The sequence below is a fragment of the Gimesia aquarii genome, from assembly GCF_007748175.1.
In the GTDB taxonomy this organism is placed as follows: Bacteria; Planctomycetota; Planctomycetia; order Planctomycetales; family Planctomycetaceae; genus Gimesia; species Gimesia aquarii_A.
In genome coordinates, this window is sequence record NZ_CP037422.1 from 6,140,713 (window position 1) to 6,152,886 (window position 12,174).

The 12,174-nt window shown below is 42.5% G+C and carries 6 protein-coding genes; 1 reads left to right on the forward strand and 5 read right to left on the reverse strand.

What is annotated here, in order from left to right; translation table 11 throughout:
• Nucleotides 1-76: 76 nt before the first annotated feature.
• From V202x_RS23310 to V202x_RS23320, 3 genes are all read right to left on the reverse strand, one after another.
• Nucleotides 77-757, reverse strand: a complete 681-nt coding sequence (locus V202x_RS23310) for a metallophosphoesterase (protein ID WP_145179218.1) — start codon at nt 755-757, stop codon at nt 77-79.
• Between the two features lie 65 nt (nt 758-822).
• On the reverse strand, nt 823-1,506 hold the full coding sequence (locus tag V202x_RS23315) for a hypothetical protein (protein WP_145179219.1): 684 nt from the start codon (nt 1,504-1,506) through the stop codon (nt 823-825).
• Nucleotides 1,507-1,530: 24 nt separating this feature from the next.
• The gene (locus tag V202x_RS23320) at nt 1,531-8,376 is read right to left on the reverse strand and encodes an RHS repeat domain-containing protein (RefSeq protein WP_145179220.1); all 6,846 of its coding nucleotides are present in this window, start codon (nt 8,374-8,376) and stop codon (nt 1,531-1,533) included.
• Between the two features lie 614 nt (nt 8,377-8,990).
• On the opposite strand from V202x_RS23320, the gene V202x_RS23325 reads away from it, so the two are divergent.
• A complete protein-coding gene (locus tag V202x_RS23325; protein ID WP_145179221.1) occupies nt 8,991-9,257 on the forward strand; it encodes a ParA family protein in 267 nt (88 codons plus the stop codon).
• A gap of 507 nt (nt 9,258-9,764) precedes the next feature.
• Here the strand turns inward: V202x_RS23325 and V202x_RS23330 are convergent.
• Both V202x_RS23330 and V202x_RS23335 read right to left on the reverse strand, forming a co-directional pair.
• Nucleotides 9,765-10,706 carry a hypothetical protein gene (locus tag V202x_RS23330; RefSeq protein WP_145179222.1) on the reverse strand — a complete coding sequence of 314 codons (942 nt, stop codon included), beginning with the start codon at nt 10,704-10,706 and terminating at the stop codon, nt 9,765-9,767.
• 170 nt (nt 10,707-10,876) lie between these two features.
• Nucleotides 10,877-12,163 carry a hypothetical protein gene (locus V202x_RS23335; protein WP_145179223.1) on the reverse strand — a complete coding sequence of 429 codons (1,287 nt, stop codon included), beginning with the start codon at nt 12,161-12,163 and terminating at the stop codon, nt 10,877-10,879.
• Between the last annotated feature and the right edge of the window lie 11 nt (nt 12,164-12,174).

Sequence of the window (12,174 nt, forward strand, 5' to 3'; positions counted from 1 at the left end):
GAGTCACTTAACAATTGCTAGATTAAATTAGGTGGCAGGTCTATTGGAAATGAGTCCTGACTCTTTTGTGTGTAAGTTATTCCGTGGAACTTATATCAAGAATTCGATAATCACCTGCTTCATTTGTCTGATGTGCGAGTTCAGCTTTTACGTCTAAACAGGTGAGCCATCCATTCTCGCAGGTGTTTGTGTCGATACAAATAGAATGTTTAAGATTTGAGGGAACCCCAGATTCTTGTAAAGTGTGACCACAAATCACTCGCTTTCCAGATATGTGAGGGCTTGCTTTTGAAAATGTGAGCCAACGAAATGAAGTGGAATCCTGCCCATGAACTGGTTTGTCAGGTTCTATCATTCCATGAACGAAAATTTCCTCGTCTGTCTCAAAATAATCCTGAAAGCTTTCAATAAATTTCCAATGATTTTCAGGTACATTTTTAATATCTACAGTTTGATGGAGAGGATCGTATGAACGAAGTACTTCTTCGCCACCAAAATAAATCCAGCTACCACATGCGATAGAGGATGTTTTTGCTTCAAGCATAAATTCTTCGTGATTCCCCATCAAAAATACCATTTTGAGTTCTTCATTTAATTCAATAAGAAAATCAAGACATCCTTTACTCTCTGGTCCTCTGGCAATGATGTCGCCTAATACGATAACGAGATCTTCATGAGTTGGTCGTACTTTTTCGATCAATAGTTTGAGTGAAATAAGACAACCATGTATATCACCAATTGCGAGTAAACGTCCCATATTTAGTTAGAGATGTAATAAAGGCGGTTCGAAAGATTTGAGCCTTGACCCTTTTTATGTCCCCTTTAGCTTTCTTGTTTCTCATCTTCTACCAAACTTGTTTGTAGTGTTTGGCATAAAGCAGGAGCTAAAACATCAAAACCAAGATTCACATAGCTGTAGTCGTCAATAAATTTATAGAGTTGGACAGTATCCATATATTTTGCCTCTCTCCCTTTTGTGTCAATTTCTAGTATATTTTTTGAGAATGGTGCCCTGATGATTGTCACTTGGCTTTTGGGAAAAGAATCTAATTCAAATTCGCCTAACTGTTCTGAAATTATATAAAACCATTCATTTTCTTGGGTTCTTATCAAATAGCCATATATGGGCTCGTCTTCTTCAATTGTCCAATACTGGATAATGTTGGTGATCGTATTTTTTTCTGCATAAGATTTTGCAAATTCCTTTTCATACAATTCTTTTTCTTTCAACCAACTCCTGTGCTTATCGCTACGATTTTTAAGTATCTTCTTAAGTCCAAATACCATTGCTACACTGATACTAACGATCGCTATTGCTCTATTAATCATAACATTGTTATTAACTTCCAGTAGGCGAAAAAGTATTGCCACGGGCATGATCAGTACTAGACCAACAATAGGTAATCCTATGAGCCAAATAACGAGATCCATAAAAAAGTTGTCATTGCGAAACTTTCCGTATGGCCATTCCCTAAAATGATAATTAATATTTGAAGTTTCAATCATGATACTTGTATTTGCCTTTCGAGATTATCTTTTGCAATCATAACTTCCATTTTCTCTTTGACGATCATTTGATAATTCATCAAACAAATCTTGAATTTCATCTTGTTCAGAATCTGTAAATTGGTGCCGTAATTCTCTTGCTAAAATTCGAGACGGTATTGTAGCACCACTTTGTAGCCACAATTTGTTAATGATTGATTTTTCTAATGTATTAAGCCATTTATGTTTTGCTAAATGATCTTTTACACTTAATTGCTTGAAATTTTTTAGATTATTTTTTAAGTAATCAGGAAGGCCTCCTGTTGGGAATCGTGTGCTATGATCTCCTTTAGAACCCTTGCCCTTTTTATGACCAAATAAAGGATTTTGATGATGAGTTTCGCCGCCCGATACTCCTTTTTTCTCTCTAAACTTCTTCTTAAATTTTGCTGATTTTTGATGGATTATATCTTTTCCTAAAGATTCAACGGCCTGACTAGTACCTTTTGCTTGAGCTTTCTTGGCTGCCTTAGTTGTTCCTTTTTGAATTGCTTCACTGCCAATTTTTTGAGCGGATTTTTTAGCTGCTACTTTTAAGCTAGCTCCACCTAATGTAACTCCAATTTCAAAAGAAGTTTCTACCCACTCTCCTGCTAGGTATGCTGTGCTAGAAGTTTTTATTCCATCATTCCCTGAATAAGTCCATCTAATACCATATGTTAATCCAAAGGTCAGTGAATCACCTACTCCGGCTGCAAAATTTGCGGATGTATCAAGCCAGTCGCTTCCCTGTGAATCAATAAATCTGATTGGATTATTTCCAGAATATAAATAGAGGTCCATACTGTCAAAGTATCCAAGCGGATCTCTTTGAATCCAAACTCCGAGGACAGAATGGTACACACGGTTACGAACGTGAAGCAGCTCTGTTGCTGTTTCCCACCGATAGCCTGAAGAAAGAGTTTCCCAGTCGAAACTGGAGCTACTGCGAGAACCAAAGCTGGGAGTCAAAAACGTGGGACTGCCGTAACTGTCGTATGCATAGCGTTCCTGAATATCACCGTTCTCATCACAGATCGCCGTCACATTCCAGTTGCCATCTTGTAATGCGTAGAGGCGTTCATCTAAAGTACCATTACCGGTTGTGTCTCTGTCTCGAAGTACCAGATCATCAATATAGCGCAGTCCCCAGACGAGCTGACGTTCGGGGCTGGTTTCGCTGTCGACCCGTTCTTCAACGACCTGCCAGGAATCAGTGTAATAGAGATGTCGGGTTTCACTCAAACTACCACTGGTATACGATTTTTGAATGATCCGATAATTGCGTCCGTCGTATTCATATTCTGAAACGGTATTGCTACCCTCTGTGATTTTCACCAGGCGATTCCAGGCATCATAGGTCGCGCTGAAACTGGTTGTCGGGTCAACGGGTTGAGGGATCGTCGTCATATTGCCCGCTTTACTGTAAGCGGGAGTAAGCCAACTGGAGCCAGCCGTCTCAGTAATGTCTGTGATTTCGTTGACTTTATTACTGGTGCGGGCTTGTTGCAGATCCCAGGTTCCGTTGCCAGTATCGTCCTGTTGGAAACCTTTCCAGTTTCCGGTTTCGTCGAGTGACCAGGATTGGGCAAATTTCAACGTATCGATTCCCGTTTTTTGCGCATTCAGCGCACCGCGTTCTGTTTCTTTTAAACGCTGGAGGCCATCATAGGTATAAGCTTCATCAAAGCTATTGGTGGTGTCCAGGGGATTGTCACGATAGGTACGATTGGATGCGCGATTGTAGCCATACTGGATGTTGGCTTTATCTGCGGTTGCACCATAATCATACCAGAGCGAGTCTTTAATCCGTCCGAAGCGATCCAGACCACGATAAATATCTCCGGTATCCGGATCATTGCCTCCCGCTGTGCCAACCAGCGTAAATCTGACCTCCGGTTCAGAATCGTCGGCAATGACTGGGCTCCCCAAACCAAGGTAGGAATATTCAGCCAGATGCGTGGCGCTGAGATCATCATCCACGATAGCTGCCACACGGCTGGCGGCATCATTCATGCTGCTGGCAGAACCGTAGTTGAACGTTAAAACGCGTCCGTCAGGATAGGTGAGGCTATTGGGACGAATTGTGTTGGCACTGCCATTTGCAAAACCGTATTGAACTTTGGGGCTGGTGCTCACATTCACCCCTCCTGTATGTGACTGATAACCGGTAATAGCCTGCTCAAAGTTATTATAGGCAAATTGAACCTCGTTGACTATCGTTCCCTGGCCGACATTTGCGTTATCATAGCTGGTGATTTCCGTGTTGAGCCCACGTGAGTCATAAGCCAGTCCAATACGACGTACTGCGCCATCCACGCTAGTCCCTAAAGTGGTGACTCGATCCTGAGCAGTTCTCCCCAGTTTGTCATAGTCGATTTCATGAATCGTACCTAGCTGATCGGTCTGTTTGATTTGCTGCCCCTGTCTGTTGTAGGAGTAGGTGACGACATCGGTACCGTCAACTGAATCAGGATAGGTTTCTTTTTGCAACAACGTACTACTGGCGATTTCTGAATCAATTAATGTCGTTCCATAGGTATAAGTAGTGACCTGATTCCCCGTCACCGAGTTTTCAGCAGTTAGAGTGGCGATGGAGCCATCGGGTGTATATGTCGTGAGAGTGGTACGATTGGTGTCATCTGAAGGGTTGGTTCCCGACGAACTACTAGAGCTGGAAGAAACAGTTGCCTGATAATTTTCAATCACTTTGACAGTACGTCCGGCAGCATCATATTCATTGCGTGTTTCCATTCCATCAGGGCCAATGAGTTGATTAACGCGTCCTGCCGAATCAAAGGCCGTTGTTGTGATCAGCACTGTATCACTGCGAGTGGGGATCGTAGCGGAGCGTGACAGGGCTGTTCCCCCATTGGTGCCATAATCAGCGGTGGCTACAAGTCGTCCGATGGCGTCCGGATAATTTGCCAAATAGCTCACGCGTGCTTTGGGTGCGATACTGGGGTTTTGTAGCGCTCCCGTCTGGCTGGCAGGGGCATCGTGATATCGCATTCGCGTGGTGCTCTCGATCACATTATTTGCATCATCATAATCCGTTTCCGTTTGTTCCAGGATTGTATCACCCATGACTGTTCCTGCTTCGGCATAGCTGGTTTCATCCAGGTCGTAACCCGTATAAGTGGCAGTTTGTCGTCCAAGGCCATCATATTCAAATTTGGTAAACAGATCAGAGCCGGCAGGAAGTTGTTTCAGTACCTTGCCTGTTGCATCATACCAGGTATTGTCGACCAGACTGTTTCCCACTGTTCCCGTTGTTGGGTCGACGGCATATGTAATGGACTGATAGATGCGTCCCAGGTCATCAAATTTATTTTCGGAGCGTGCCAGCAAATTAGACAGGGCCGATGCATTGTACCGCTCGACTTTAATTTCACGGTCTAGATTGTCATAGTACTGTCTTTGATAAAAGCCTATCTCGCCTTTGGTATCAAAGAGACGATCACGCCAGTCATAATAGAATAAGGTAACTCGCGTGTCTGACGAGGCGGCGTATAAGGTCTGTTTCGTGAGATTGTTGTCTCCTCCATCAGCACCGTCGTCATATTCATTCTGGGAAATAATGACCATATTATTGCCAACAGCGCCACCACCTGTAGGATCTTGTTGCGTGGCTCCCGTATCATCGGTGCCCACAAAAACCTGTTCGGGATTATTCCGGACATCAAATACGGTAAAGGAAATCGTGCCTCCTGGTGATGTGGACCGATTTTGACGTTGCATATTGTCATAACCGTAGTTGGACTGGTCATAGTTTGTTCCTGAGGAGCCTGTACCTGAAGTAGGAATGGAATGATAGACACGATCGGACTCAAGTAAGCAGCAACCCGTGTATTGGCGAGTGATCCAGCTTACATAAGAAGATTGTGAGAAGGAATCGGTGGGCAGTAGTTTTCCACTTGTCGAACTGCGAGTCGCTTGAATTCTCTCGAGTGGGTTGCCGTATTTATCAACCTTCGTAATCGTAACTGGATTAATCAAAGTGTATTGATAGTTGTTTGAGGGGCCTGACTGATAGCCGTTTGCCTGCCAGACCTCGTCTTCGCTCGCATTGGTCTTGTAAACATACCAGGTTGCCGTACGAATGGTGGTTGCCTGACCATTGAGGTCGATTGTGTGTTCGGGCTGCAATGTCTGAGTTACTCGTCCTTCGTCGTCGATTTCGTAATCGGTGATCAGGTTTTTTCCGCCTCCCGAGGGGGTTACCCAGCCAGCAGGCTCGTCAGACTGTTGAGTGGTATCGACATCTTCGATCAGCTGAATTAATCCACCCGTTCTATTGTCATAAGTCAACTTGTTGATGAAGCCGAGTTCATCTTTGACCCAGGTCAGATTGCCCTCTGTATCATAGACTTCCACTCTGGTATTAGCTGTGCCGGACCCATTTTGTGAGACTGAAATAATCGGCAGAGTGATTGTCTTCTGGGCAATTTGCAAGGTTCCCGTATGAAACGTGTAGGAATAGCTGGTCGTGATTGTCGTGGATTGATTTGAGTCATCAGGATACGTGATTTCTTTTAAGGGTAGATAGATCGTATTTCCACCTGCTGAGTGAGATACATATTCAATTTTGGTAAGGTTAATAGGAGTTCCGTTTTGACCATGTTGAATTTTGGTAAAAGACGGATAACCATTCGCTGCACCAGTTCCCGTAGTGGAGTAGTATTCGAAAAGATGAATGAGTCCCGAGTTATCATACAGGTACTGATATTTACCACCGGAATAGTTTAGTAAATCAGGATACTGTTCGCTATATCCCACGATTGCCGAGGGTTCTGCTTCCAGAATCACCCGCCCATTAGCATCATATTTTTTAAAGCGACACCACTCATCATTACCAGATTTCATAACTTCGAGCATCGTTTGGCCCACACCATTGAAATACAGAATATTCTGGCTGGAATCGGGCAGAGTCTGCACGGTTTTATTCACCCAGTAATTGGGATTAAAAGTAGAAACTCCCCCACTGGATGATGAGCTTATCGCAGAGTTTTCGCTGTAGCTGAACGTAAAGGTTAATGCGCCCCCTTTGTTCCGCTCCAGGACGACTCTCTGGGAGCTATCAAATTCGAAATAATTGTCGGCATATTGCGCGATCGTCGTATTTGGCGTTGTAAGCGGATCGATACTATCACTTACCATTTGCGCATAAGAACCGGGTAGAACGACATACTTGAGGCCGTGCTCAAAACCATTCGTTTCATTTAGCTTGTAATATCGATAGTATGTGGTTCCCTGATCAACCCAATTGATGTTAGCAGTGTCCCATTGACTAATCGTAACCGTCTTTAGGTCATTCAGAGATCCGTCATCAGAAGTGGAGTCGTAGTAGGTGTAATCAGCTTTTGAGATTGTCGTTAGATTTTCAGCTTCATCTTTAACTTGCAAAGTACACGTTTTGATGAGCCCCTTATGTGCACTTCCATTCTCTGTATCATATAGCAGATAATTAAAATATTGGGTGTAGGTTTCACTTCCGACTGCAATGGATCGTTCGACACTAAAGTTTGATCCCGCTCTGACGACTGTGGTCTGATTTCCTCCTGGGCTAATTGAATATTCAAGTTTTCCATAGTTGCCGGGATCACTAAGTCCGTGGAATCTACTGCGAGTGCCATCAGTGGATAGGAGGAAAAATGTTTCCGTTGCATCATTATAAGAGAGAAACTCGAGGTTTCCGTTCAAAGTTGTAAACTGTCCCGTTTCGGGGTCTTCTTCAAAATAGACCACATTATTCATATTGCCCACCAGCGCATATTTGGTGGCAGTGACTTTGATGATTTGGGGTAGATAAGTCAGGCACCAGTTATAGCCATTTCCCAGATTGACACTACGCTCTAACTGGTTGGAGTAATTTCTTTCATGCGCCCAATACTGTCCAAAACCACGACTGGCTACATCAACGGCTTGCAGCTGAATTTGACCATCGACGTAGCGGATGGGGTCTTCGGAAACATCACCACAGCCGGCGACTTCTATTCTTGGTTCCGGCACATCTGGTTCAGCACTGCTGGAACTGCTGTCACCATCTCCGCTGCCGCCACTACCACCGCTGCCGCCACTACCTCCACTGCCACCACTTGCATCAGACTCAGATGATTCAGAACTGGATGAATCAGAACCAGCTGATTCAGAAGAGTCTCCTGAGCTCTGCGATGAGTCGGAGGTCGTGGATGCCATGGATGTTGTAGAGGTTGATGATTCCGAGTTAGAAGACCCTGAATCGGTAGAAGCAGAGGAATCTCCCGGTCCGTCGGAGCTGGAAGAGTCAGATGAATCTGAAGTTGATGAGGCGGAAGAGTTTCCAGGTTCAGAAGAGGTAGAGGTGGAGCTTTCCGAACCAGAACCAGAACCAGAACCAACGGCTTCCATGCCAGCCATCATGGCAAATTGGTCTGCGCTCAGCTCTGGTGCGATATAGAATCCGCTCTTCTCTAGAGTCAAAGGAGGAAACGTTACTTGGATTTCATCCGGCCAGCCTTCGATAATCGAGGGGTCTGCCGGAAAATCAGGACTTAGGTGTAATTTGATCGTATTGTATAATCCTTGTATTCCTAATGCGGTCCACTCAGGTCCTTGAATATCCCCTTCAAGACTGAACCAAACTTCAAAGGAACCATCTTTGTTTTGCGTGACAACGAAGACTGCCTTAGCCAGCCCATTCATGACAGGAAACGCGGATTCCCAAGTACAACTTTTGGATCGGCAATGAAGAAGCTCCAAATCGTAGTCGTCGTTGAACGGTAATAGGTTTCCTGTTGCGCCGTTTAGAGATACCTGAACAAAATCAGAAATATTCTTCTGCCATTCATTATTTGTAGGTTTAGAACTCATATTCTTCCTTGAATTTGAAATATGTTCTTATGTTTATTTTTATTTTGATTTTTGTTTAGTTTTAAATGAATATTAGAATCAATGAGCAATAAATATACTTATCTAAAGCATTTAATTAAATGGTTTTATGAATTTTATATATGTCTTTTTGAACATATTTTACATTGTATACTCTACTTTTATTAATCTATTATGATCTATATTTTTGATCAATACCATTATTTGATATTTAACCCATTGGATTTACTCATATGATCACTGTGTACTGAGTTGATGGTAAATAACGACTTTTATCTCCAAGGTTTCGAAGACCAAATTAGATTAGACCAAACTTCGACGACGGTTCATCAAATCCTGTTTTCAAAGCCATTCACTTTCACTACGCTTTGATTTTGCTTTTGTACAATGATCATGCATTAGTGGGGGGGGAACGTCGGACCAACTAACTAAAGGTTCGAGCTTCCAATGCCTTTTACAAATATGTTATTTGATTGCGTTACTTGGAATTGGTCTTCGTATATAGAAGTCTTGTTAATCACAACTTTTTTATTTCTCACAATCAACTAACGAACTACGACTCGACCCAGCCGGAGTTGAACTGGTAGTCTCTGGTCATGTTATTATCTAAATGCGCCCAGGCGATTACAGTCATCAATCTCAAAGGAGGCGTGGATAAAACGCATATTACTTGGCTGTTAGCAGGAAACTGTGAAGAGCCCTCGGTTCCGAAGACCGTAGTTACTTTCACAATGTTTTGCTTTTACTTTGATAACGCGCATCTGTGGGGAGATAAATGGGGGCAATCCTTGAGCAAACCGACTAAAGGTTCGAGAGTTCGAATGCTTCTCCAAAGTTCTAACCAGACAATCTATGGTATTTGAATAGGTCATTTGGAGGTAGTTTGAAATTTCATGTTCGCATATCGAATTTTTGTTTTTTAATCAGCCGCCCAGCGGGGTAAAACGAACGTATAACCGTTTTCACGTTGACCACGTACCGGCAATACACTCATAAGCAGAATTTTCCACCCACTACTGGCTTTAATTGCTTCCGCTACCGATAATGAATTGGCTAAATATATCAAATATCTAAAACACGAGAATGCGATTTTGCGTTCAAGACGACCGAGGCAAATCCATACAACTTACGAAGAACGCCAAACCTTGTTGAAGTATGGAAAGGTTCTTGGTCGAGCGATTGAGGAGCTGAATTCGATTGTCAGCCCAGCAACATTTTCACGGTGGGTCCGCGAGATGGAAGGAAGGGCAGACCTAAACCAAAGAATCCTAAAAGCGGTAAACGGAAGCCTCAAGAGAGTCGTGAGTTAGTAATCAAGATCACCGGATTTATGCGAAATTGTTGAATCATCAAGGTCAGGATTATTTGAGCTATGCCTTGAGTCGCCTTCGGTGAATCAGAGCCATAATACCACAAAGTATACATGTGAATGCTAAGCCGATCAGACTGATTCTAATAAGAGATGAACGAAAGTCTCCCGTAGTTTCATTTCTGTTTGAATGTGATTCAAAGCGAGTTAACATTTCTACCATTGAATCAAGATGTTCGACTCCCCCATTTTTGATTTGTATTGGTTCTTCTTTCTGTGGAAGATATAAAGTTCCCGGAGGTAGAGAAAGTTCCAACTGGTCATCAAAGGATTTATTAACTTCCACTTTCAAAATATCGACATTGCTTTGCCGTACAATTCGGTTTCTGCCCTCAGTTGTGCTCGCGGTAATATCGAAATGAATCTCTTCAATTGATTTAGGGATCCAGACTCTTGGGATCACTTCAACTTGATTGCGGAGTCGTATTTCTTGCATGACTTGTCCGGTATCCGGAGAGATGAATTTTCTGCGGATTAATCTGCAGTCATGTAAAACATCAAACCAAAGTTGATCCCGTTGGGGAAGCTCTAAAACATGACATTCCATTCCCTCGAAATCTTCAACTCGCAGAGTGTACTTATCACTCATTGCAACTTCACGAAGAGTGAATGGAAAAGTTCCTTCAGGCCGGAACGAAGTCCAGCGTTTAATTGGCCAAATACCCGTTGCGTAATAGAAGAAACTTTCTTCCATTCGTCCCGGCAAGCGTTGCTGGTTTCTTAATGATGTCACTTCAATTGTTCGGTTGACACCATTAAATCGGTGAAATAAATCATCCTTCACAAAAGCTTGTTGCTGAAAAGGATCATCAGCCCAATGCAGTCTATCGTGACCGTGTGCGACAAACTGATACATACGGTCAGGATATCGGGCTACACTCTCTTGGTAAACATAATAACCGGCTGGATAATTATTCGAATAATTTGAATCTTTGTAAGACACAGAAATACTTTTAATAAGATTTTGAGATTCGAGGATCTGTTGTTTTAGTTCTGAGATTGTTAGCGCTGAATTTGGCTGTGATTCGGATTCATTGCTAGCCTCAATAGAATTCAATAAACAACAAGTAATCAAAAACGATCTGAATAATATTGAAATGCAGTTAATTACGTTCATAGTTTTCGTCTGTTTAGAAAAAAAACAATTGCCAAAACGATAATCAGCAAAATATTGCCTCCGATCAAAATTTGACTGAATGGTCTCTTTTTATGGACATTGAAAAATGATTGTTGGCGCCAAGAGTCATTATCTTTTTTGGCTTTTTCAATTACACGTTTTAAGTCAGCTGGGTTTGACGGAATACGATATTGAACTTGCCCTTCTGGAAATGTACTAGATTCTGGAAGAGTACGATCAGCTATCATATCACCTGGTGTGTTATAATTCAGTGTAAAATATTCGTCGGGATAAGGGCCATAAGAAATGTCTTTAAGTTCATAAGTGATTTCTACAATGGGAGTGAATGAAACATATTCAGAATTTGTTTCCCAATTAAAATACTCGACGCGTATTTTTTCAGGTAAATAAAATGTTGTACCTTCGATATTAACACTTCCTTGATAGTGATACCTTCGAATGATCCTATCGGATGCATCGAACAATTCCCTCGACTCGACTGCATACTTGGAAGTATTGGAAAAATGTAATTTCTCCGTTAAAGATGAGTTCGAATCGTGAAAAACCAATTCTGTTTTTCCGTCCTGATTGTTCAAAAGAGTCAGCTTGTTGCTCTCTTGTGCATTTTGGGACCAACGGACTGGCAAAGGAACTGGCTTTAAACCGACTTCCATAGGGGTTTCGGGAAAAAAATAACCGGCAAGTTTCAGGTAATCAGGCCAGATGAATTTGGCATGAGGGCTCTCGGTTTTGAGTTCATCCAATGTAGAAATCATTAGCATACAGATTGAATCTGGGACAATAGAATCTGGGACTTCTAATGTCCCTTCAAAGACCTTTTCCAGTTGGATGGCCACTTCTTGCTTAGTGACTGTTTGGATGAACTGTGTTTTATTTTGCGAGGGCGCTTTCCGAGACAGCACAGTTGGCTTTGTGGGAGTCATGGACGTTTTTGAGAGATCGTTAGTCATACCTGCGACGTTCTGCAAAGATTCAATTTGTCGAAAGCCACGCGCATAAGGGTGCTGATAACTATAGCGAGTGAATTGATAGAATCCAAATTCTTCTGAGTAAGCGGGAAATTTTACTTTCTCTTTAAATTCATCGGGAGGTATCAATAACTTTCGTTTTGTGCTCCATTCAACCGTAAGAGATGGTAATGAGGCGGAATCCGTTTCCAGACGCTGTAGAACGATATCCAATTCTGAAGAAAAAGCAACATTACCCCATACGTTAGAAAATAAAAACAGCATTAACACGGTATAGGTACGCCTCAATTTCATAGTGATACCTT

Coding starts and splice junctions, on each gene's coding strand:
- V202x_RS23310 (WP_145179218.1), bottom strand. CDS start 757: ATGGGACGTTTACTCGCAATTGGTGATATACATGGTTGTCTTATTTCA.
- V202x_RS23315 (WP_145179219.1), bottom strand. CDS start 1,506: ATGATTGAAACTTCAAATATTAATTATCATTTTAGGGAATGGCCATAC.
- V202x_RS23320 (WP_145179220.1), bottom strand. CDS start 8,376: ATGAGTTCTAAACCTACAAATAATGAATGGCAGAAGAATATTTCTGAT.
- V202x_RS23325 (WP_145179221.1), top strand. CDS start 8,991: ATGTTATTATCTAAATGCGCCCAGGCGATTACAGTCATCAATCTCAAA.
- V202x_RS23335 (WP_145179223.1), bottom strand. CDS start 12,163: ATGAAATTGAGGCGTACCTATACCGTGTTAATGCTGTTTTTATTTTCT.